Genomic DNA, 22128 nt, shown 5'->3' on the forward strand with positions numbered 1-22128 from the left:
TTTTGCCGCGAGATGGTCGTGGGGACTAAGAATAATAAATATGTGATTGTTTTTGATAATTCCTTATGGTATAATCATCGCATCAATCTATCGAAAGGATTACCAACATATTAATGGACAAAGACAAGATTAAAGAAGGTGTGCGACTGATTCTGGAAGGAATCGGCGAAGATATAAATAGAGAAGGGCTTCTCGAAACGCCCGACCGGATTGCCAAGATGTACGAGGAGCTGGCTGCCGGCTATCATGACAGCGCAGCGGCGCATCTTGCCAAACGGTTTCATGTAGAGGACAGCGACATGATCATAGAAAAGGATATTACCTTTTATTCTTTCTGCGAACATCACATGCTTCCTTTTTATGGACATGCTGCGGTAGCGTATATCCCCAACGGAGAGGTCGTGGGATTATCAAAGATCGCCAGGACGGTGGAGGTCTTCGCAAAGCGTTTTCAATTACAGGAGCGGCTGGCGGCACAGGTAGCCGACGCCTTTATGGAGGAACTGAGGCCAAAAGGTGTCATGGTGCTTATCGAGGCAGAACACATGTGCATGACCATGCGCGGCATCAAGAAGCCGGGGGCAAAGACTGTAACGGTAGTCACACGCGGCGCCTTTGAAGACGACGAAAAGCTGCAGAACCGTTTCTTTCAGATGCTGGGGCAGAGGGCATGATGGAACGGGTGAACCGCATCCTCCGCCATCCCCTTTGGAAAGGCGCGCTGCAGCAGATCGAAGAACTTGAGTCAGAGAGGATTTTCTGCCGCCACGATCTCGATCACTTTCTCCACGTAGCCCGTATAGCTTACATCGAGAATCTGGAGCAGTCCCTCGACTTATCAAAAGAAATCATCTATGCAGCGGCTCTGCTCCACGACATCGGACGGGGACTGCAATATGAGAAGGGAATACCTCACGAAGAAGCCAGCGCTGCATTAGCAGAGGGGATCCTGACGGACTGCGGTTTTTGTGAGAATGAAATAAAAGTCATCGCTGATGCAATCACTGCCCATAGAGATGCTGACGCGGCAAAGGGATATGACCTTGCAGGCATTTTGTACAGGGCGGATAAAAATTCGCGAAATTGTTTTGCCTGCAAAGCGGAGCATGAGTGCAACTGGAGCAGAGAAAAGAAAAATACTAGGATAAAGGATTAAAAAATGAGAATAGGAAACAGAGATTTTGATATCAAAAATCATTGCTATATTATGGGAATCCTCAATGTAACGCCGGATTCCTTTTCTGATGGCGGCAAATGGGACGACCTGGATCGCGCCAGGAAACATGTGGAAGAGATGATCCGTGATGGTGCGGACATCATCGACGTCGGCGGTGAATCTACGAGACCGGGCCACATCAAGATCAGTGTACAGGAAGAAATCGAACGAGTCGTACCCTACATCAAAATGATCAAAGAAAACTTTGATGTTCCGGTATCTATCGACAGTTATAAAAGTGATGTCGTGGAGGCTGCCCTTGCAGTTGGTGCGGATCTGGTCAACGATATCTGGGGGCTGAAATATGACAGCCGCGTAGGAGAGCTGATCGCGGAGTACGACGTGCCTTGCTGCCTGATGCACAACCGGGCGAATACAGACTATGACGACTTCATGACGGACATGCTTGCGGACATGAAGAAATCTCTTCGCATCGCAAAATTTGCCGGTATCAAGGACGAAAAGATCATCCTGGATCCGGGCGTCGGCTTTGGAAAGACCCAGGAACATAACTTAACCGTCATCAATCATCTGGAAGAACTGTGTGCTCTCGGTTTTCCGGTACTGCTGGCGACTTCCAGAAAGTCTGTGATTGGTGCCGCCCTTAATCTGCCGACAGACCAGAGGGTAGAAGGCACTGTGGCTACGACAGTCATGGGCGTCATCAAAGGCGCGGCCTTTATCCGCGTACACGATATCAAAGAAAACTACCGTGCCATCAAAATGACGGAGGCAATCTTACATGAAAAAATATGACGAAATCCACATAGAAAATTTACAGGTCTTTGCCAACCACGGCGTGTATCCAGAAGAAAACAAGTTAGGACAGAAGTTTTTGGTTTCTGCGGTGCTGTATGTTGACACGAGAGCCGCAGGACTGCAGGACGACCTGACATTGTCCACACATTATGGCGAGGTCAGCCAGTTCATGACAAGCTTTCTGCAGGAGCATACGTATCAGCTGATCGAAGCGGCTGCAGAGCATCTCGCAGAAGAAGTGTTGCTTACGTTTCCGCTGCTCCAAGGCATATCAGTAGAATTGAAAAAACCCTGGGCACCAGTGGGACTGCCACTGGATACAGTGTCGGTAAAAATCGAGAGATTTTGGCACAGGGCGTATATCGCTCTTGGCTCCAACCTTGGAGACAAAAAGGCTTATCTGGATATGGCGGTGGAGAGCCTCGGTGAATTCCGCGGCTGCAGGGTAGAGCAGGTTTCTGATTATCTGATTACAGCGCCTTATGGCGGCGTGGAGCAGGATGATTTTCTCAACGGATGCCTGTGCCTGCGAACTTTGCTGACACCGGAGGAACTGCTTTCTGTCCTTCACGAGATTGAAGAGAAAGCGCATCGCAAGAGAGAAGTGCGCTGGGGGCCGAGGACCTTGGATCTGGATATTTTGCTGTATGACGATCTGGTATACGACAGCGAGAACCTGACGATCCCCCATATCGAGATGCACCTACGGGATTTTGTATTGGAACCTCTTTCTCAGATCGCGCCGTGGGTGAGACATCCGGGACTGGGCAAGACCGTGAGAGAACTGACAGAGGACTTGAAACAAAAACAGAAAAAGTGAATAAATCATAGATCAGCTCGGAAAAGCATCTGCTCCTCCGGGCTTTTTTGATTCACAGATAATTACGTTCTGATCATCCCCTATAAAGCAAAAAAGTGGGGGCGCGCAGAGGGAATAGCCTCGCCGCCCTAAGGAGGGTGCCCAGCCTGCAAAGCAGGCGCCGAAGGGAACCTAGGGTTCCCTAGCGGAGTGACGACAATCACTTTTTTGTGAAGAAATATGCGGATGTGAATTTGGCAGTATATGGGGGAGGGGGGTATGCAGTGAGAGTTTTGTACGATAAAGTTAGGTTTTTTGAGGCTGTTTACAAAAGACTCGCGTAACTTCATGACTGCATCAGTAGTCATTGACTTGGAAAATAAACTTGATTGCTTACAGAATCTATAAATATGCTGCAAATGGTTACTTTTATGGACTGCTGGCGGTATTTGAGACATAGAAATTCATACAAAAAATAACCGGAATCAGATATACCCCCTCCGATGATGCTCCAAAAAGTGATCAGGTTACGCGAGAATACCTGGACACATCCAAAAAGCCTAACGCTATTGTAACAAAACATGATCCTTTGGCAGCATTGACAGAAGTGGCATAATACGATATATTAAAATACGAGCAAAGAAATGTGGAAATATTTGTATAAAAGAAAAAAGCAGGTTTTAATCATTATGGAGAAAAAAACATCGAATCAAACCGTATCTAAATTAATACAATTGATGTCTTGTATTTCACAAAGCCGTACACCGATGAGATTACAGGATATATCTGACAGTATCGGCGTTCCCACCGCAACTGCATTTCGCTATCTGAGTGCGTTGATGGAAGAGGGACTCGTATATCAGGACGCGGCGACGAACCGCTATGGGATGACCTGGCGTATTTGTGAATATGGAAAATCTGTTAGAAATCACATGACTATCAGAACGCTTTCAGGGAATTTAGTCAATGAACTGTCTGTTAAGCTTTCACTGGGTGTATGTCTCGTCATTGAAAGAGGAATGGAATGTGTATATTTAGATTGCGTGTACGATCCTGAAAGCATCAGTGACGGTGTACCACTGCAGCGCATCGGACTCCAAGCCCCGATACATGCCGTATCATCTGGAAAACTGTTTTTAACCGAGTATTCAGAGAAGGATATCGATTTGTTGATCAGTCAAAAAGGCCTGCCCCAATTGACAGAAAGAACCATTACGACGAAGGAAGGACTTTTAAAAGAACTCGACCGTACACGAAAGAACAAATATGCATTAGAGGATCAGGAATGCGAACCGGGCTTGCGCTGTGTGTCGGTGCCAATATATGATTACAGTGGAAAGATTGCTGCGGCGCTGAGTTCTTTTGGGAAAGTGGAGAACATGTCGTTAGATCATATACAGAAATGTATTCTTCCAGAGCTGAGAGCAGTTGCGGGGGAAATCTCCTTTAGGATGGGCTGCTACAGATAAGCGGCTAAGAAATATTATAATGAAACAGTGTACTATTTGCACTGATGTTAAAAGAGTCAATTTAACATCAGTGCTTTTTTAATGCAAAAAATGAAAAAGAAATCCAATTAATATTGACAATTTTCAGAAAATAAACTAAAATGAAATTAAATTTCAAAATTATTAAAAAATGAAAGGAAAGTGAAAATGAATGTCGAAAGAAAAAAGTATTGTGTGAACGGCGAGTGGCTGGAATCGAAAACGCAAATGTATATGCCAGTTACCGATTCCAGTACGGGTGAGGTGATTGCCGAAGTTCCATGCTGCACAAAAGACGAGGTGGAATCAGCGATTGCAGCAGCACAGAGTGCTTTTCCCCAGTGGTCAGCTCTTTCTCTCAGTCAAAGAACACAGATGATGTTCAAATGGAGAAGTATTCTCCTCGAACATTTGGAAGAATTGACACTTCTCTGTGCAAAAGAATTGGGAAAAAATTTAGCGGAAGCGAGAGGGGATGTTTTAAAAGCAATTGAACCGACCGAACACGCGTGCTCTTTGCCAACCTTGATGCAGGGTGAGGCATCGCTGCAAGTAACCACCGGCTTTGACACGTCGACTTATCGCATGCCGCTGGGGGTTGTCGCTGGCATTGTCCCCTTTAACTTTCCGGCGATGATTCCATGGGGCTGGATGGTGCCTTTAGCCATCGCTGCTGGAAACACCGTCGTGCTAAAGGCGTCCAGTGCGACACCGCTTACGGCAATACGGATTTTAGAACTATTCTATGAGAAAGGAGGTTTTCCCAAAGGCGTTGTAAATTTGGTAACCTGCAGCAGAAAGGAGGCGGACATCTTACTGACAGATTCGAGGGTAAAAGCAGTTACCTTTGTTGGAACGACCCATGTCGGTAAGCAGATTTATTCCATGGCAGCGGAAAATGGCAAGCGTGTTCAGGCGCAGTGTGAGGCAAAAAACCACGCGTTGGTCTTAGAGGACGCGGAGTTGGAAAGCACAGTGAGTGCGATCATCAACTCTACATATGGCTGTGCAGGGATGAGATGCATGGCACTGCCGGTTATCGTTGTACAGGATAGCATCGCTGATCAGTTTACAGCATTATTAAAGAAGAAAGCATTGGAGATGAAGGTCGGCTGTGCCTATGATGCAGAGACAGATTTAGGTCCCGTTGTATCCGAGGAACATAAAACTAAAATCTGCAATTGGATTCAAAAAGGAGTCGATGAAGGCGCTGAATTAGTGCTTGACGGTCGTAACGTCGTAGTTGAGGGATATGAAAAGGGATTCTATGTAGGTCCGACGATTTTCGACCACGTAAAGCCTGGTATGGATATCGGCGAGAGGGAAATTTTTGGACCGGTGACACTGATCAAAAGGGTTAGAGATTTCGAAGAAGGAATTACTCTGATGAATGCAAATCCATATGCGAATGGGTCTGTGATCTTTACACAGAGTGGTTATTATGCCAGGGAATTCGAGATTCGGACTGACGGCGGCATGGTGGGCATCAATGTCGGTATACCTGTTCCTTCTGCTTATTTTCCATTCTCAGGGAACAAAGATTCATTCTTTGGAGACTTACATGTATTAGGCAAGGACGGGATTCGTTTTTACACTCGGGCAAAGACGGTGACAAGACATTGGTATGACGAAACTGCGAAAAAAAGGACAGAAGAATTTGATACGTGGGAAGGAACTGTTGAGAGAATTTAGCGATTAGTTATTTAAAGCATTATTTGGTTTATGGATGTAATTGAGAAAGGAGCAAGAGAAATGGAAAAGAAAAAGAAAAAATTTGCAGTACCGAATGTATTCATCATACTCTTTGGAATCATACTGGTTTGCAGCATCTTATCCTACATTATTCCGGCTGGAACTTACGAAATGATGGATCTGGATGGAAGATCCGTCGTCGATCCGGATTCTTATCACAACATCGAACAGACACCTGTATCTGCCATGCAGATGCTGACTTCCATCACAAGGGGGCTGCAGGAGAGCGCGCAGATCGTATTTTTCCTCTTCATCGTAGGTGGTGCAATGGCCGTAATTCAGTCAACAGGAGCGCTGGAAGCAGGTATCGGTAAATTAGCAAAATCTCTCAATGGGAAAGACTTGATTATCATTCCAATCGTACTATTTTTATTCGGCATTGGCGGAGCAATCTTTGGCATGTGTGAAGAAGCTGTGCCGCTGGTTCCTCTTTTCGTCGCATTGTGTCTTGCTATGGGGTACGATTCCATGGTCGGTATGGCAATCGTCATGGTCGGCGGCGCCATCGGCTGGGCAGGCGAGTTTATGAATCCGTTCTGTCTGCAGGTTGCCCAGGGAATCGCAGAACTGCCGCCGCTTTCGGGCATGGGGCTGAGAATTGCACTGTTTACTGCATTACTAGTCGTAACCTCCCTGTGGATTATGCGTTATGCCAGAAAAGTGAAAAAGAATCCACAGCTTTCGCCGATGTATGAACTCGATAAGCATAGGGATGATTCCTTAGATTTGGATCACCTGCCCAAGTTCGGCGGTCGTGAAAAGGCAATTTTAGTCGTATTCCTCCTGATGATTGTGTTGCTGGTTTACGGCGTCATTAAACTGGGATGGTACATGGACGAAATCAGTGCGTTATTCCTCGGAACATCTATCATCTGCGCCATCATCGGAAGGATGCGGTTTAATACCTTCGCTGAGGTGCTGGGAAAGGGTATGACCGATCTTGCCACGGGAGCTTTGATCGTCGGATTTTCTAAGGCGATCGTCGTCGTATTGACCGATGGAAACATCCTGCATGTGATTTTACATGGTGCAGCGTCAGTATTAGGCGTTTTGCCACCGATCTTTTCCGCAATTGGTATGTTTATTTTCCAAAATCTACTGAACTTAATTGTCGTATCTGGTTCTGGACAAGCTGCTTTGACCATGCCTTTGATGGCGCCGTTAGCTGACCTGGTAGAAGTAACGAGACAAACATCGATTATGGCGTTGTCCATCGGTAATGGTCTCTCCAACGTATTGACACCGGTTTCCGGATTCTTGATGGCAGGCCTTGCCTTAGCCAAGATTCCTTGGGAAAAATGGGCGAAGTGGGTTTTGCCTCTCATAGGTATTCAATTTGCAGTGGGCCTCATTTTTATCATCATTGCGCAGGTAACCGAGTACGGACCATTCTAAACTGACATTGTGAAAGGAGGTCGGTCCATGACAGACTTTTTTAGGCCAGACAGTTTGCAAGAAGCGCTTGGGATTCTCAATGCGTTTAAAGAAAAGGCCGTTATTGTCAATGGCGGCAGTGATATCGTCATCAGCCTCAGTCAAAAGAAGATCGCACCGTCAGTCATCGTTTACATTGGAAATCTGCCGGAATTGCGATACATTCGTGAGGATGAGGGGTACATTGCTCTGGGTGGAAATGTGACTTATCGGGAAATGTCTCATGATCCGATTTGCCAAAATGTTACAGGACTGATGAACGCTATCGCTCATTTGGGTAGTCCCAGTGTTCGGGCAGTAGCAACGCCGGCGGGAAACGTCGGGACGGCAGCACCGGCAGCGGATTGTGCTACCATGTTGATGACTTTGGGTGCAGACGTTGTATTGGTGAACAGCAAAGGGGAACGAACGGTGTCACTGAAGGATTTTTACTTGGGCAGAAATCGCACGATAAAACAAGCTGATGAGATCATCCGTGAGATTCGCTTCCCTGCAATCCGTCAGGGAGAAGGTACTGGATATTGTAAAGCTGCGCGCCGCAAAGCACAGGATATCGGAAAGATTCTTGCAGGTGTCCGCGTCCATTTGGAAAAGAATATTCTTACAGAGGCAGCAATCTCTCTAGGTGCGTTAAATGCAAAAATCGTGCGTGCGGCAAGCCTGGAGGAAGCGATAAAGGGGATGGAAAAGAGTGAGGCTTATCAATATCTGAAACAAAACTTCCCCGCAGAAGCAGGCCTCAGAGACTCTTACTTTAAAGAATATAAGGAATCCGTGACAAAGGCTATCGTTGCACAGGCATTTTCTCGTGCAATTGCGGATGCAGAGAAAGAGAGGTTTTGAGATGGCAAAGGTATCATTTAATCTAAATGGAAAGCCTGTATGCTGTGAAGCAGAAGGCGATGAAATTCTTACAGATACCATACGCAGCCGCTTTAAATTAACCGGTACGAAGCGGGGCTGCGGTACGGGCGACTGCGGAGCCTGTACCGTTTTAGTTGATGATGTGGCAGTGCGTTCCTGCACGATGCTGACGGGGATGGTAGAAGGCAAAAGTGTGACGACCATAGAAGGTTTGGGAACGATAGACCAATTGCACCCTGTACAACAGGCCTTTGTGGACGTCAATGCGGTACAATGCGGATTCTGCATTCCCGGTATGGTACTTACCGCATACGCACTGCTGAAGGAGATTCCCAGTCCAACAGAAGAAGAAATCCGCATTGCTATTTCTGGAAATTTATGCAGGTGTACGGGATATCAAAAAATTGTCGAAGCGATTCAGCTGGCATCTAAGCGGATGCAGGAAAAGAAAGGACTATAGATATGATCAAGTATTACGAAGGCGATGGACGCCTGTCTTTAGTGACAGAACATAACGGAGTGTTGTATTTGACGGGAAGAACAAGTGAAGGAAAAAATATAAAGGAGCAGACACAAGGTGTTTTAAATATCGTCGATGAGACCCTGGCAAAATACAATTCGGACAAGGAACATATTTTACGCGTCCAGATTTTTTTGAAAGACGTACTAAGAGACTTCGACAATATGAACGAGGTTTGGGAAGCCTGGATAGTAGAAGGCAAAGAACCGGCGCGGGCGACTGTTCAGGCAGATATGGCATTAGAAGACCGATTGGTGGAAATGGTGGTCACTGCCGTGATGAGAGAATAAGTAGGAAGTTTTGGGGAGTAAATGATATGATGAAAGCACATGAGAGCCTGATTGGACAGCGAATAATCAAACCTGATGCTGCAGCAAAAGTAACTGGGGATGCAAAGTTTACCGCTGACCTTGCCGTTCACCGGACGGATTTGCTGTATGCGAAAGCCTTATTCCCGCCTTATGGGCATGCAAAGATCTTGTCCATAGACACCTCCGAAGCTGAGGCTGTGGAGGGGGTCGAGATTGTCATGACTGCCAAGGACCTGCCGACGGAAAGCAGCAACGGATATGGGCTGGATGAGCATGACAAACCAGTTTTAGCCGAAGAGAAAGTGATCTATGAAGGCGATGCCGTAGCAATTTTGGCAGCCCGGGACTTAAAGACAGCAGAAGAAGCAGTCTCTCTGATCAAAGTGGAATATGAACCCCTGCCTGTTTACGATGATCCGAGAGAGGTCTTTGAGCGGGAAGCAGGGCTGATTCACGAAGAGCATCCATTCTCTGGCGACAGCAATATCTCCTATAGCGCAGGAATAGATCATGGTAATATTGAAGAGGTTTTTGCAAAGGCGGATGTGGTTCTCGACAATTATTTTGAAACACCTATGGTGGATCATGCTTATCTTGAACCTGACGTCTGCATCGCAGAACCCGACCTCGTCCAGGGGGGAATCACCATCTACAGTCCGCAGCATAACGTCCAGGGGGCAAAAAAAGCCCTTTGCGGCGTCCTGGGACTGCCGCAGAGCAAAATCCGTGTAATCAGCACCATTGTCGGCGGTGCATTTGGCGGAAAAGAGGACTCCACTTTTGACGTTTCTGCCATTGCAGGCGTGCTGGCTCTGAAAACGAGAAAGCCTGTCTATTATGAAGAGACGAGAGAGGAAGTCTTCCGCGCTACGGGGAAAAGACATGCAGCCTTTCTCCATCACAGACTTGCATCAGATAAGACGGGGCGAATCCTCGCCATAGATGTTTTTAATATCATCGACAAGGGAGCTTATCAGTCTGTAGATGCGATTCCCGATCGAACTTTACTATATGCAGGCGGCCCTTACAAGATTTCGGCGTCTCGTGTTTCTGCTCATTCAGTTTACACCAACCACCCCTACGGCTGTGCGTTTAGAGGCCTCGGGGCGCCGCAGGCACATTTTGCCATAGAGTGTCAAATGGACATGTTGGCTCATGAGCTGGGCATGGATCCCATCGAGCTGCGCCTCAAAAATATCGTACGTGGTGGAGATGCAATTCACACGGGTCAGGTCATGCTGGAGGAACGGGGAGTCGGTCTGGAAGAATGTCTCTTGAAAGTAAAGGATGCACTGAAGTGGAATGAGAAAAGCAATCAGGGACATGGTTCAAAGAAACGAGGGAAAGGTGTAGCCTGTTTTATGTATGGAATTGGAACCGGCAGTTCTCCTGACGGTGCACACTGTATTGTGCAGGCACAGCGGGACGGATCTGTGAATATCGGTCTATCCTCCAATGAACTGGGACAGGGCCTGCTGGTTGCCATGAAACAGATTGCAGGAGAAGCATTGTGTGTTTCTCCTGACAAGATTCATGTGGATTATTCTGATTCATCTTCTTCACTTGAGGCGGGAGCGACGGTTTCATCCAGAACGACGACTTTGATGGGAAACGCAGTCCTGGCAGGATGTAAAACACTAAAAGAACGTTTTATCAGACACGCCGCTGAAGAAATTTTTCGAGTTGGCACCGCATCTGTTGACATGGCAGATAACCTGGTCTTTGTAAAGGGTAAGTCGGAGACAGCGATGACTTTGGGAGAAGTTATCAGCAGCGCATATAAGGCACAAGTTCCGCTGTCAGCGATTGGCTCCTGGTTTCCACCGAGAGTTTATCCAAAGTCTGATAATACCCATGATCAGATGCACGCGTTCACCTTTGGCGCCTGCGGCGTAGAACTGGAGGTAGATACAGAAACTGGAGATTTGACGGTATTGCAATGCATACTCGCTTGTGATGTCGGCAAGGCGATCAACCCGAGCACCGTAGAAGGGCAGATGGAAGGCGGTATGGCGCAAGGAATTGGCTGGGGTATCATGGAAGAACATTTCATGGAAAATGGTAAAATGAAAAATCACACTTATCACGATTTTTTAATACCAACTGCCCTTGATCTGCCAAAGCTGGAGACCATTATCGTGGAACATCCCAATGAACTGGGTCCTTATGGTGCAAAGGGAATTGGCGAACCGCCTATCGTAGGTATCGCACCGGCAATTAGGAATGCGCTCTTTGATGCTACGGGAGTCTTCGTCAACAGTATTCCACTTACACCAGTGCGCGTAATGGCAGCGTTGAGGAAGCCCCTTGAAGGGAAACAAAGGAAGGAAGATGGAAGTGAAAGAGAAACTTGTTAAGCAAATCGCCGCTTTGCTTATGGTATTTGTTTTGCTGCTGGGTGTCTCTGCATGCAGCAATCCTGGCGGAGAGGGGACGGATGTGAAGAGTACGGAATGGGAACGCATTACTGTGACTGATCAGGCAAGCCGTGATGTGACCATTTCTGAACGTCCGCAGAGGATTGCAAGCGGATATTATATCTCGACCTCGCTGCTGCTTGCTTTAGGTTGCCAGAATCGTCTTGTGGGCATTGAAGCGAAAGCAGAGGAACGAAACATTTATGCACTGGCGGCGCCAGAAATCATTGATCTGCCTAACATGGGATTCGCAAAGGATTTTAATTTAGAGGCATGTATCGCTCTAAAACCTGATTTGGTCATTTTGCCAAAGAAACTACAGGAGCCAGCCAAAGCCCTTGAAGAGTTGGGAATTTCGGTCTTGCTGATTAACCCGGAGAGTGATGCGCTTTTGCAGGAGGCAATTCGCCTGATGGGCAGTGCAGTAGGGGAAGAAGAAAAGAGCGAAGCGTTGCTAGAATGTTACGAGGAGACAAACGAAAAACTGGCTGCGTCTATAAAAAATGCAGATACGCCATCGATTTATCTGGCTGGCAACAGCGATATGCTGCGTACTTGTCCCGGCGGTATGTACCAAAATACTCTGATTAAAAGTGCAGGCGGAAGGAATGTTGCTGAAGCAATCGAAGGGGATAGCTGGGCAGGCATTTCTTATGAACAGCTTTTGAACTGGAATCCGGATTATATCATCATCGCAGCCGAAGCAAGCTACACAGCAGAGGACTTGCGGTCAGTACCGGAACTGGCTAACCTAAAGGCAGTGAAAGAAAATCATGTTCTCACGATGCCTTCTGATTTTGAAGCCTGGGACGCTCCGGTTCCATCTGGAATTTTGGGAAAACTGTGGCTATTAGCCGCGCTGCATCCCGAAGCGTACAGCTTAGAAGAATTTCAAGAAGATGTATCGGACTTTTATGACCGATTTTATGGATTTACAGTAGACAAGGAGCTTCTTACCGTATCATGAATAGAAAAAAAGTAAATCGGCTCATCTGCACTTTCCTCATGTTATTGGCTTTTCTTGTGGGCGTCTCGCTATCAGTTGGAAAATATCCAATTTCCCTGCAGGATATCGTAAGAATTCTTAGGGGGCAGGAGGTCGAGCAGATGACCTATGCTGTGTTTATGACACTGCGGCTGCCACGCACTTTGATGGCAGTTCTCGCCGGCGCAGGTCTGAGTCTGGCCGGCTATATCTATCAGCTTTTATTTAAAAATATTCTGGCTTCTCCAGACATCATCGGTGTGGCAAGCGGTGCCAATGCCGGGGCCGCTTTGGGGATTGTCGTCATGGGTGCAGGTTCCGTGCTTGTGCCCATTTATGCGTTCTTCGGCGGCATTCTTGCCGTTCTGCTCGTCATGCTGTTTGCAAAAAACGGCCACAGAAATTCACTGGCAACCATTGTCTTGTCAGGAATTGTCGTCAGTGCCATGGCAGAAGCCGTGATTATGATTTTGAAACTGCTGGCAGATCCAAACAGTGAACTGGCACCGCTGGAATACTGGTCTATGGGCGGGCTTTCTGCCATTACAGCCTCAAAAGTGCTCTGGGTGCTGCCGTTCTTCTTACCAGGCATGGTGGCATTGTTCTTGGTGAGATATCAGATTACCATCTTGGGACTGTCCAATGAAGAAGCTTCTGCTTTAGGCGTCAGAGTGAAGATGATTCGAGGTATTGTACTGGTCGCCACGACAGTCATCGTTTCTGCCATTGTTTCCGTTACAGGCCTGATTACCTTCATCGGTTTGGTCGCACCCCATGCTGCGAGGATGATCACGCAGAGGAGTAATTTGCAGACTGCTGCTTTATCTTGCATTCTAGGCGGAATTCTGATGGTTTTAGCCGACTGTGCTGCAAGGGGGTTCTCGGATATAGAGATACCGATCAGTATCTTAACATCCCTGATCGGAGCGCCGTTTTTAGTCATATTGATGATAAAAAGGAGGGATTGGCGATTTTACTAGAAGTTGGCAGCCTCACATTTGCTTATGGTAAAAGAAATGTTCTGAATGGCATAAATTTGGAAGTGAAAGAAGGAAATCTATGTGCGCTGCTGGGGGAGAACGGATCAGGCAAGTCAACACTGTTGCGAATCATCTGTGGGATGGAGACCGCAGAAAAGGGAGGTGTCCTGTTATCAGGGAAAAATATACAGGATCTTTCAGCGAAAGAACGGGCCAGATTGACAGCATATTTGCCACAGCGATTTGGCGTGTATTTTGACACTGCCGTATTAGACATCGTTCTCATGGGGGCAAACCCAAACTTAAAGTTTGGACAGACGCCGACTAAGGCACATGTTTGTCGTGCCTATGAGGCATTAGACTACTTGCACATCTCGCATTTGGCGGAAGCAAACTATATGTATCTGAGCGAAGGAGAAAAACAGATGGTGATGATTGCCAGATGTATTGTGCAAGGCGCACCCCTGCTGCTCTTTGATGAACCGGACAGTTCTTTAGATGTGAATAACCGCTATCATATGATGCAGGTTTTGCGCAGGCTTGCAGATGAAGAAAAGCTGGGCGCTCTGCTGGTGCTGCACGATCCACAGCTGGCACTTGCTTATTGTGATAAGGTCTACCTGTTAAAGGGTGGGAAGATCTGTGCCGAGATTGAAAAAGGGGTATCCTCCGCCGATACTGTTGAGAAAAGTCTCAGGCAGGTGTTTTCAGGCATAGAGGTTTATGAAAATGAGGGGGAATTATTTTTGGGCTATCGTCGTTCACTTTAGGTGGAAACAGGCGGTAAATCCTCTTTTATGTCCACGTCTTTCAATTCCAGTGCGTTTGTGACGGTCAGATAAGAAACTGCCTCTGGGTATTTTTTTACAAGATGTTTGCCGCCATAGTAGGGTGGCAGTGAGCATAAATCTGCGAAAAACCGCTTTGGAAAGATAACCGGATTTCCACTCTGTCCCTGGCATACAGGGATGTGTATCTTTTCGGGCTCATTGTAAAATTGCCCGATCAATCTCTCGACGGTTGATGAAGTGAGCCAGGGCTGATCGGAGGTGAAGAACATGCAGCCGTCGCTATAACGATCTATTGCATTGATGCCCAATATGATTGTTTTTGCGATATCACCGCTGGTATCGTCGTTATGCACTGGGAGATAACCGTGTTTTTCACTCATAGTCAAAATTTCGTCATAGATAGAGACGACGATGACCTCTTTGAATAGGTCCGTTGGTATGGTGATAAACAATCGTTCCACCATGGCGATACCATCAATCGGGTAAAGCAGTTTATTTTCTCCAAAACGACGGCCGCGTCCAGATGCTAAGATGACGGCAGATAATTCTTTCTTACAAGTCATTGGTATTTCCTCCCCTCATCCTTACAGTATACAATAAAAAGGGAACATGTAAAACGGAATTCGCATTATTTACTTTACAGCTTTTCTATTGTAGAGATCAAGACAATATGATATAATATATAAAAATATTACCGAATAGGTAAGAAAAATGGAAATAGTATATAGGGATAAAAAGACATATAAACTTTGCACAGATTTTAATTACGCAAAAAAGGAGTTGAATGTCAAAGTAGCAGAAAAATTGCATGCTTTGGTCGGTATACTGCAAAGTGCGGAAACTCTATATGACCTATCTGGCTTGTCAGCATATAGACTACATCGTTTACAAGGAAATATGGATGGGAAATTTGCATTAGACATTGCAGGGAGGAGATCTGGTTACAGACTGATCGTGATTCCACTTGACAGCAATGGAAAAGAGTGGAACTCTAATGATAAAAATTATATTTATCGTATGACAGAGATTGTTCTGATTTGGGAGGTATCAAACCATTATGAATAAACTGGAGCATGACAACATCATTGCATTCCATCCAGGGTATGTAATAAAAGATATCCTAGAGGGGGAGGGAATGTCTCAAGATGAGTTAAGTAAAAGGCTGGGAACCTCCGCTAAGACGGTGAGCAAATTGATTAATGGAAAGATTGACCTGACGAGGGAGATGGCCATGAAGCTTTCCATCGTCTTTGACACATCTGTCACCATGTGGCTTAATTTAAATCAGGATTATTTAAAAAAGAAAATTGAAATTGAGAAGAGGATATCTCAGAAAATGCAGTTCAAAACGGTGAGCCAATTAGACTATAATTATTGGGTAAGGCTGGGTGTTGTGGCAGTTTCTAATGAGGTCTGCATGCAGATCGATGAGTTACAGAGATACTTTGGCGTAACAGATCTCAACACGATGTATGATAGAAACTTTTTACTGAAAATATCCGATTCAGCACCAGTATCAGAATCTCAGATCCTTCATGCAAATGCGTGGATCCAAACCGCAATGAACTTTGCCAAAAAAGCAAATACAGAGATTTTTGATTACAAGGGTTTGAAAAAGAAACTGACAGCCTTACGAGATATGGCTATGAGTGACTCCAGAGAAAAATGGAATCAGATGAAAGATTTACTTTCTGCACATGGAATTGCTTTTGTATTATTGCCAACTTTGGATCATTGTCCGGTTGAAACAGTAGTCAAATGGCTCAGCCCTGACAAGGTTCTCTTTGCGATGAGAGATAATTTAACAAATACTGGAAAGTTCTGGACTGATTTTTTTAATGGAATCGGATATATTATGGAACGTCGTCTTACGTTGACAATCGCTACGGGAATGGCTATTTATGGTGACAAAAAAGTACAAGCGGTCAAAATAAAAGCAGAAGATTTCTCTAAAGATTTTTTAATACCTAGAGATGATTATCGTATATTTTTGGAGAGTCATAGTTTTGATAGAAAATCTGTAGATGCATTTGCGGAATCTCTGCGTATTCATCCTGATATCGTGACTTTCCGTCTTCAAAATGATGGGGTGGAAATCCCGTATCTGACAGCAATTTAATGATATTTGCAATAATGACTTGCAAAAAATCGTTTTTTTGGTAAAATAGCATAATAGGTTAATATTTAGACGTTGAAGAAGAGGAGTAAGCGAGAAAACCCTTTACAGAGAATAAGGTCCGCAGGCTGAGAGACCTTAGAGAAACAGTATCCGCCGAAGGTTGCTTTGGAGTCTGGCTTTTTTAATGAGCGTCGCAAGGTGTTTTACACTTTGCGGAACAAAGGTGGTACCGCGGAATTTTTCGTCCTTTGCATGATATATGCAGAGGACTTTTTTATTTATGATAGGAGGATCAGAATGAGCAAAAAAGACAATCGCTTTGAAATCAGAGAGACGTATTCCAACGGGCTGGCAAAGTCCTTTGAAGTCATTGTAGATAAAGAGACAGGTGTGAACTATCTGATGGTCAATACTGGTTATGGAGCCGGATTGACGCCGCTGCTTGATCGGCAGGGCAAGCCGGTCGTCAGCAGCAGAGATATCTGCGCCTTTAAAGATGAGTAAGATGTTTTAAGAAAGAAGGCGTAACGATGAGACAAATTCAAAAAGTACAGATCATGACTTTGATCATACTAGTAATCACCTTGCTGATCGTGGGATTTCATATGCTCATAATTCCTCTTTCAGACTGGATCGTGCGGATAACCGGCATCGTCATGTTGGTCAGTGTTGCAGTGTGCGCTTACAGTACGGTCAGGGTATCTCAAATAAAGAAAAAATAGTAAATAGTAATAGAAAGGAAGTAACATGGAGAAAAATTTAGCAAAGACTTATAACCCAAAGGATTTTGAAGACAGAATATATCAGATGTGGGAAGAGAACGGCGCGTTTAAGGCAGAGGTAAACCCTGACAAGAAGCCCTTCACCATCGTCATGCCGCCGCCAAATATTACAGGGCAGCTCCACATGGGACACGCTTTGGATCAGACCCTGCAGGATGTTCTGACCAGATGGAAGAGAATGCAAGGATACAGTGCGCTGTGGCTGCCGGGGTCGGATCACGCCAGCATTGCCACAGAGGTCAAGGTCGTAGAGAAAATCAGAGAAGAAGAGGGCAAGGAAAAGGAAGACCTGGGCAGAGAGGAGTTCCTGAACCGCGCCTGGGCTTGGAAAGACGAGTACGGCGGCAGAATCACCAGACAGTGCCGCAAACTGGGAGATTCCTGCGACTGGAGCAGAGAGCGCTTTACCATGGACGAAGGCTGCAATAAAGCCGTCAGACATTTCTTCGTACAATTATATAACAAAGGACTCATCTACAGAGGAAACAGGCTGATCAACTGGTGCCCGCAGTGCGGTACATCTTTGTCTGACGCAGAGGTAGAACACGAAGACAAGAACGGCCTCTACTGGTACTTCCGTTATCCGGCGGCAGAAGAAGGCGCAGAGGATATGATCGTCGCCACTTCGAGACCGGAAACCATGTTCGGCGACGTGGCTATCGCCGTTCACCCTGATGATGAGAGATATAAAGATATGGTCGGAAAGAAAGTCATCCTGCCGCTGGTAGGAAAAGAGATTCCGATCATTGCAGACCCATATCCAGACCCAGAAAAGGGTACTGGCGCCGTTAAAATTACACCGGCACATGACCCTAACGACTTCGAGGTGGGACAGCGCGCAGGCCTGGAAAGTCCATCCTGCATCAACCTGGATGCGACTATGAATGACTTAGCGGGCAAGTACGAGGGAATGGACCGCTACGCGTGCAGAAAACAGTGGGTCAAGGATTTGGACGAGGCTGGCTACCTGGTTAAGACAGAAGAAAAGGTCATCCCTGTAGGCGAGTGTTACAGATGCCATACCGTCATCGAGCCGATGCTTTCCGATCAGTGGTTCGTCAAAATGGAAGATCTGGCAAAGCCGGCTATCGAAGCGGCAAAATCAGGCCAATTGCAGCATGTTCCGGAGAGATTTGAAAAAACCTATCTGCACTGGTTAGAAGAGATCAGAGACTGGTGCATTTCCCGTCAGCTCTGGTGGGGACACAGAATCCCGGCCTGGTACTGTCAGGAGTGCGGTGAGCTGATCGTCAGCGAAGAAGATCCGAGCAAATGTCCGAAGTGCGGCTCGACAGATCTGAAACAGGACGAGGACGTCCTCGACACCTGGTTCTCATCCGCCCTGTGGCCGTTCTCAACCTTGGGCTGGCCAGATAAGACAAAAGACCTGGAATACTTCTACCCGACTGATGTACTGGTAACGGGTTACGACATCATCTTCTTCTGGGTTGTCCGCATGGTATTCTCTGGCTGCGAGGCCATGGATATGCCGCCGTTCCACCACGTCTATGTCCACGGGCTCGTAAGGGATGCAGAAGGCCGCAAGATGAGCAAGTCCTTAGGCAACGGCATCGACCCGCTGGAGGTTATCGACCAATTCGGCGCCGACGCACTGCGTTTCATGCTGACCACTGGTATCACGCCGGGCAACGACATGAGATTCAAAGAAGACAAGCTGGAATCATCCAGAAACTTTGCCAACAAGCTTTGGAATGCATCCCGCTTTGTCATCATGAACCTGCAGGACGAAGATGGCAACTTCAAAGAATTAGCAAAATGCTGCGGTGACTGCTGCGGCATGGCTTGCGGAGATACGACCAACTTCAGCAATATCGCCCTGCGTGACGAGGACAAGTGGATCATCAGCAGAGTTAACGATGCGGTAGAATATGTTACAAATGCACTGGAAAAATATGACCTCGCCCTGGCTGGCCAGAAGGTTTATGAGCTGATCTGGAATGAATACTGCGATTGGTATATCGAACTGGTCAAGAAGAGACTCTGGGGTGACGATGAAGAAGACAAGAAAGTCGTAAGGTTCGTCCTCGTCATGGTTCTCAAAAACATGCTGGAAATGCTGCACCCGTTCATGCCATTCATCACAGAAGAAATTTGGTCCTTCCTGCCGCATTCCGACTGCGAGAGAGAAGACAATCCGAACTGCTATCTGATCAAGGCCAAGTGGCCGGAAGTTTCAGAGGCGAGACGCTTTGCTGCGGAAGAAGAGAGACTGGAAACAGCCATGGAAGCCATTCGCGCCATCAGAAATATTCGGGCAGAGGCAGAAGCGGTACCAAGCAAGAAACTGACCGCCGTCATCTATGCAGAAGGTGAGAAACTTGATACCATCAAGAGCGGCGAGAGATATATCAAAGATCTGGCGAACATCACAGACATCAAGTTCGTCACTGACAAAGCCGAAGTGCCGGAAGAGGTCATGTCCGCCGTCATCGAGGGAATCGAAATCTTCATTCCGCTGGATGATCTGGTTGACTTTAACGCCGAATTCGACAGACTGACCAAAGAAAAGAAGAAGCTGGAAGGCGAAGTAAAGAGAGTTGCCGGCAAGCTTTCCAACCAGGGATTCCTGGCCAAAGCGCCGGAAAAGGTGGTCAATGAGGAAAAAGAAAAGCAGGCCAAGTACGAGGATATGCTGGCGAAGGTAGAAGCCAGACTGGAAATGGTAGCAAAGAAAGTGAACAAATAAGATGGATGCAATTAACAAGATACACGAATTTTTGCGATTCGGCAGTGTCCTGGGATTAGAACGGATGAATGTTCTTTTGGAGAAGCTGGGAAACCCCCAGGACGAACTCAAGGTCATTCACGTGGCAGGCACCAACGGCAAAGGTTCCATCTGCAGATATGTTTACGAAGTATTACAGGCGGCCGGTTATCAGACCGGCCTCTATACTTCCCCATATATCGAAGTGTTCAATGAACGAATCGAGTTTGACGGCGCCTATATTTCCGACGAGGACCTGAATCGATGCAGTGAAATTGTTCTCGCCAAGGCTGAAGAAATGGTAAAAGAAGGAGAGGAGTCGCCGACAGAGTTTGAGGTGGTGACAGCAATCGCCTTTCTTTACTTTAAAGAGCAGAAAGCGGACTATGTGGTTCTGGAAGTCGGCCTTGGCGGCAGGGGGGATTCCACCAACGTGGTAAAGCATCCACTTGCCTGCGTCATTGCTTCTATATCCCTGGATCACACCGACCGTCTCGGGGAAACCATCCCCGAAATCGCCTTTGAAAAAGCAGGCATCATCAAAGCGGGATGCCCTGTAATTTCTGCAACTGACAGAGCGGAAGCCAAAGAGGTATTTATCAGGAGGGCAGAAGAACTGGATGCTCCTTTCTATGACGTGCAGCAGCTTTCCTATGAAATAACAGAACAAACTTTAGCAGGCTATCGTTTTGAAACAGAAATTCTGGGGAAAAAATATGATATAGAGATTTCCATGTTGGGAAAACATCAGATTCAGAATGCCCTGGCAGCTCTTTATACAATCGCACTGCTCAATGAACAGGGAAGCATCACAGTAACGATGGAGGCCATCAAACAGGGGTTTAGGTGGGCAAAACAGATAGGTCGTTTTGAAATATTGAAGAGAGATCCTTTTGTCATTATCGACGGCGCCCATAACCCGGATGGATCAAATGCACTGCGGGAGGCGGTTAACCGTCACTTTGAGGGGAAAAAGATTTTGATGACTGTGGGAATATTGCAGGACAAAGATGTAGATGAGGTATTAGACAATTTTCTCGCTATCACAAATGATTTTGTCGTCACAGAGCCGGAAAATCCGAGAAAGCTTGCGGCAGCCCAACTTGCAAAAATGATTACCGCAAAGGGCGGGAATTGTATTATAATAGAATCACCAAAAGATGCGGCAGAATATGGAAAACAGCGATATGAGGATTATGACCTGCTTCTCTTTGCAGGATCACTATATTTAATTGGAGAGATTAGGGGGTACCTACATGAGTAAGAACGTGAAGAAAGTGATTTTATTCTATAACCCGAGCTCCGGGAGTGGGATGTTCAAGAATAACTTGGACAATATCATCGGCCGATACCAAAATGAGGGGTATCAGGTCATACCAATCAGAGCGGCTCACGGCCACGCTATTTATGACTATCTGGCCGATTTAGATAAGGAGACCTATAGGGAGGAATATCGGCAGATTATCGCTGCTGGCGGGGACGGCACCATCAATATCTGTGTCAATGCCATGATCAGAAACGATATCTATCTTCCACTGGCCATTATGCCAGCTGGAACTGCCAACGACTTTGCCTACTATTTCAACATTCCTAACGAGATAGACAGAATGCTGGACATTGCTTTGGGGAACAATTATACATATGCCGACGTGGGCAAGGTCAACGACCGTTTCTTTATCAACGTAGCTGCCATCGGGCAAGTCGTCGACGTCAGCCAGAAGACTGACCCCACACTTAAGAATACAATCGGCGTTTTGGCATATTATCTGAAGGGACTTTCTGAAGTACCGAATCTAAAGCCGATCAAAGTGACTTTGACAACGCCGGAAAAAGTCTATAAAGAGAAGATGTACTTCATGGTGGTCATGAACGGAAAATCTGCAGGGGGGTTCAAGAAGATTTCACCAGATTCAGAAATCAACGACGGATTGCTGGATGTCATGTTGTTTAGAAATATGACCTTATTGGAAATGCCGGGCGTGTTTATGAAAATTCTGCAGGGCAACCATCCTTCCAGCAAGAAGGTCCTCCATTTTCAGACCAGCAAATTAAAGATCGAGGCTGACAGCGATCTGCCGACGGACATTGACGGCGAACACGGTGAGAAGTTCCCATTAGAATTTAATGTATTACATAACAGATTGAAGATCTGTACTTTAGAAGATAATATGGGGGAAGAGATATAAA

The 22128-nt window shown here is 46.3% G+C and carries 22 protein-coding genes; 21 read left to right on the forward strand and 1 reads right to left on the reverse strand.

What is annotated here, in order from left to right; all coding sequences use genetic code 11:
* The first annotated feature begins 113 nt into the window (after positions 1–113).
* The 14 genes from folE to BN6539_RS17845 all read left to right on the forward strand — a co-directional run bounded on the left by folE (position 114) and on the right by BN6539_RS17845 (position 14294).
* A complete protein-coding gene (gene folE, locus BN6539_RS17780) occupies positions 114–674 on the forward strand; it encodes a GTP cyclohydrolase I FolE (protein ID WP_067541472.1) in 561 nt (186 codons plus the stop codon).
* Positions 671–1156, forward strand: coding sequence for an HD domain-containing protein (locus BN6539_RS17785; RefSeq protein ID WP_317869875.1), 486 nt, complete (start codon positions 671–673; stop codon positions 1154–1156). The genes folE and BN6539_RS17785 overlap by 4 nt, the downstream gene beginning before the upstream one ends.
* Before the next feature lie 3 nt (positions 1157–1159).
* Positions 1160–1972: a dihydropteroate synthase gene (gene folP, locus BN6539_RS17790; protein WP_067541476.1), complete on the forward strand. Its 813-nt coding sequence runs from the start codon at positions 1160–1162 to the stop codon at positions 1970–1972.
* Complete coding sequence (folK, locus tag BN6539_RS17795; protein WP_067541478.1) at positions 1959–2795, forward strand: 2-amino-4-hydroxy-6-hydroxymethyldihydropteridine diphosphokinase; 837 nt, start codon at positions 1959–1961, stop codon at positions 2793–2795. The genes folP and folK overlap by 14 nt, the downstream gene beginning before the upstream one ends.
* Positions 2796–3463: 668 nt before the next feature.
* Entirely contained in the window at positions 3464–4243 is a 780-nt protein-coding gene (locus BN6539_RS17800; protein ID WP_187375534.1) for an IclR family transcriptional regulator, read from the forward strand.
* Between the two features lie 186 nt (positions 4244–4429).
* A complete protein-coding gene (locus tag BN6539_RS17805; RefSeq protein ID WP_067541482.1) occupies positions 4430–5953 on the forward strand; it encodes a CoA-acylating methylmalonate-semialdehyde dehydrogenase in 1524 nt (507 codons plus the stop codon).
* Between the two features lie 60 nt (positions 5954–6013).
* Positions 6014–7408: a YfcC family protein gene (locus BN6539_RS17810; protein WP_067541484.1), complete on the forward strand. Its 1395-nt coding sequence runs from the start codon at positions 6014–6016 to the stop codon at positions 7406–7408.
* Positions 7409–7435: 27 nt separating this feature from the next.
* On the forward strand, positions 7436–8290 hold the full coding sequence (locus tag BN6539_RS17815; RefSeq protein WP_067541486.1) for an FAD binding domain-containing protein: 855 nt from the start codon (positions 7436–7438) through the stop codon (positions 8288–8290).
* A gap of 1 nt (position 8291) precedes the next feature.
* Complete coding sequence (locus BN6539_RS17820; protein ID WP_067541487.1) at positions 8292–8771, forward strand: (2Fe-2S)-binding protein; 480 nt, start codon at positions 8292–8294, stop codon at positions 8769–8771.
* Positions 8772–8773: 2 nt separating this feature from the next.
* Positions 8774–9121, forward strand: a complete 348-nt coding sequence (locus tag BN6539_RS17825; RefSeq protein ID WP_067541489.1) for a RidA family protein — start codon at positions 8774–8776, stop codon at positions 9119–9121.
* A 26-nt stretch (positions 9122–9147) separates the two neighbouring features.
* A complete protein-coding gene (locus BN6539_RS17830; RefSeq protein WP_067541491.1) occupies positions 9148–11499 on the forward strand; it encodes a xanthine dehydrogenase family protein molybdopterin-binding subunit in 2352 nt (783 codons plus the stop codon).
* Entirely contained in the window at positions 11480–12526 is a 1047-nt protein-coding gene (locus BN6539_RS17835) for an ABC transporter substrate-binding protein (RefSeq protein WP_242869432.1), read from the forward strand. Before BN6539_RS17830 ends, BN6539_RS17835 begins: the two co-directional genes overlap by 20 nt.
* The gene (locus BN6539_RS17840) at positions 12523–13524 is read left to right on the forward strand and encodes a FecCD family ABC transporter permease (protein WP_067541495.1); all 1002 of its coding nucleotides are present in this window, start codon (positions 12523–12525) and stop codon (positions 13522–13524) included. The genes BN6539_RS17835 and BN6539_RS17840 overlap by 4 nt, the downstream gene beginning before the upstream one ends.
* A complete protein-coding gene (locus BN6539_RS17845) occupies positions 13509–14294 on the forward strand; it encodes an ABC transporter ATP-binding protein (protein ID WP_067541497.1) in 786 nt (261 codons plus the stop codon). The genes BN6539_RS17840 and BN6539_RS17845 overlap by 16 nt, the downstream gene beginning before the upstream one ends.
* On the opposite strand, the gene BN6539_RS17850 is transcribed toward BN6539_RS17845, so the two are convergent.
* Positions 14291–14878 (reverse strand): nucleotidyltransferase family protein, encoded by a 588-nt coding sequence (locus BN6539_RS17850; protein WP_067541499.1) that lies wholly within the window; start codon positions 14876–14878, stop codon positions 14291–14293. The genes BN6539_RS17845 and BN6539_RS17850 overlap by 4 nt on opposite strands.
* Positions 14879–15026: 148 nt before the next feature.
* On the opposite strand from BN6539_RS17850, the gene BN6539_RS17855 reads away from it, so the two are divergent.
* The 7 genes from BN6539_RS17855 (at position 15027) to BN6539_RS17885 (ending at position 22127) form a co-directional block, all read left to right on the forward strand.
* Entirely contained in the window at positions 15027–15380 is a 354-nt protein-coding gene (locus BN6539_RS17855; protein WP_067541501.1) for a type II toxin-antitoxin system RelE/ParE family toxin, read from the forward strand.
* Entirely contained in the window at positions 15373–16434 is a 1062-nt protein-coding gene (locus BN6539_RS17860) for a HigA family addiction module antitoxin (protein ID WP_067541503.1), read from the forward strand. Before BN6539_RS17855 ends, BN6539_RS17860 begins: the two co-directional genes overlap by 8 nt.
* A 297-nt stretch (positions 16435–16731) precedes the next feature.
* A complete protein-coding gene (locus tag BN6539_RS17865) occupies positions 16732–16938 on the forward strand; it encodes a DUF6440 family protein (RefSeq protein WP_067541505.1) in 207 nt (68 codons plus the stop codon).
* A gap of 26 nt (positions 16939–16964) precedes the next feature.
* On the forward strand, positions 16965–17156 hold the full coding sequence (locus BN6539_RS17870) for a hypothetical protein (protein WP_242869433.1): 192 nt from the start codon (positions 16965–16967) through the stop codon (positions 17154–17156).
* 25 nt (positions 17157–17181) lie between these two features.
* Entirely contained in the window at positions 17182–19923 is a 2742-nt protein-coding gene (locus BN6539_RS17875; RefSeq protein WP_067541507.1) for a valine--tRNA ligase, read from the forward strand.
* A 1-nt stretch (position 19924) separates the two neighbouring features.
* Positions 19925–21205 carry a bifunctional folylpolyglutamate synthase/dihydrofolate synthase gene (locus BN6539_RS17880; protein ID WP_067541509.1) on the forward strand — a complete coding sequence of 427 codons (1281 nt, stop codon included), beginning with the start codon at positions 19925–19927 and terminating at the stop codon, positions 21203–21205.
* Entirely contained in the window at positions 21198–22127 is a 930-nt protein-coding gene (locus tag BN6539_RS17885; protein WP_082907600.1) for a YegS/Rv2252/BmrU family lipid kinase, read from the forward strand. Before BN6539_RS17880 ends, BN6539_RS17885 begins: the two co-directional genes overlap by 8 nt.
* Position 22128 lies beyond the last annotated feature (1 nt).

Source organism: Emergencia timonensis (genome assembly GCF_900086585.1).
Lineage (GTDB): Bacteria > Bacillota > Clostridia > Peptostreptococcales > Anaerovoracaceae > Senimuribacter > Senimuribacter timonensis.

What these genes read in the sequence shown, in the direction of transcription:
- BN6539_RS17875 (WP_067541507.1), top strand. Translation starts at nt 17,182, where the DNA reads ATGGAGAAAAATTTAGCAAAGACTTATAACCCAAAGGATTTTGAAGAC.
- BN6539_RS17825 (WP_067541489.1), top strand. Translation starts at nt 8,774, where the DNA reads ATGATCAAGTATTACGAAGGCGATGGACGCCTGTCTTTAGTGACAGAA.
- BN6539_RS17860 (WP_067541503.1), top strand. Translation starts at nt 15,373, where the DNA reads ATGAATAAACTGGAGCATGACAACATCATTGCATTCCATCCAGGGTAT.
- BN6539_RS17800 (WP_187375534.1), top strand. Translation starts at nt 3,464, where the DNA reads ATGGAGAAAAAAACATCGAATCAAACCGTATCTAAATTAATACAATTG.
- BN6539_RS17880 (WP_067541509.1), top strand. Translation starts at nt 19,925, where the DNA reads ATGGATGCAATTAACAAGATACACGAATTTTTGCGATTCGGCAGTGTC.
- folE (WP_067541472.1), top strand. Translation starts at nt 114, where the DNA reads ATGGACAAAGACAAGATTAAAGAAGGTGTGCGACTGATTCTGGAAGGA.
- BN6539_RS17785 (WP_317869875.1), top strand. Translation starts at nt 671, where the DNA reads ATGATGGAACGGGTGAACCGCATCCTCCGCCATCCCCTTTGGAAAGGC.
- BN6539_RS17815 (WP_067541486.1), top strand. Translation starts at nt 7,436, where the DNA reads ATGACAGACTTTTTTAGGCCAGACAGTTTGCAAGAAGCGCTTGGGATT.
- BN6539_RS17805 (WP_067541482.1), top strand. Translation starts at nt 4,430, where the DNA reads ATGAATGTCGAAAGAAAAAAGTATTGTGTGAACGGCGAGTGGCTGGAA.
- BN6539_RS17855 (WP_067541501.1), top strand. Translation starts at nt 15,027, where the DNA reads ATGGAAATAGTATATAGGGATAAAAAGACATATAAACTTTGCACAGAT.
- BN6539_RS17865 (WP_067541505.1), top strand. Translation starts at nt 16,732, where the DNA reads ATGAGCAAAAAAGACAATCGCTTTGAAATCAGAGAGACGTATTCCAAC.
- BN6539_RS17850 (WP_067541499.1), bottom strand. Translation starts at nt 14,878, where the DNA reads ATGACTTGTAAGAAAGAATTATCTGCCGTCATCTTAGCATCTGGACGC.
- BN6539_RS17810 (WP_067541484.1), top strand. Translation starts at nt 6,014, where the DNA reads ATGGAAAAGAAAAAGAAAAAATTTGCAGTACCGAATGTATTCATCATA.
- BN6539_RS17885 (WP_082907600.1), top strand. Translation starts at nt 21,198, where the DNA reads ATGAGTAAGAACGTGAAGAAAGTGATTTTATTCTATAACCCGAGCTCC.
- BN6539_RS17820 (WP_067541487.1), top strand. Translation starts at nt 8,292, where the DNA reads ATGGCAAAGGTATCATTTAATCTAAATGGAAAGCCTGTATGCTGTGAA.
- folK (WP_067541478.1), top strand. Translation starts at nt 1,959, where the DNA reads ATGAAAAAATATGACGAAATCCACATAGAAAATTTACAGGTCTTTGCC.
- BN6539_RS17870 (WP_242869433.1), top strand. Translation starts at nt 16,965, where the DNA reads ATGAGACAAATTCAAAAAGTACAGATCATGACTTTGATCATACTAGTA.
- folP (WP_067541476.1), top strand. Translation starts at nt 1,160, where the DNA reads ATGAGAATAGGAAACAGAGATTTTGATATCAAAAATCATTGCTATATT.
- BN6539_RS17830 (WP_067541491.1), top strand. Translation starts at nt 9,148, where the DNA reads ATGATGAAAGCACATGAGAGCCTGATTGGACAGCGAATAATCAAACCT.
- BN6539_RS17840 (WP_067541495.1), top strand. Translation starts at nt 12,523, where the DNA reads ATGAATAGAAAAAAAGTAAATCGGCTCATCTGCACTTTCCTCATGTTA.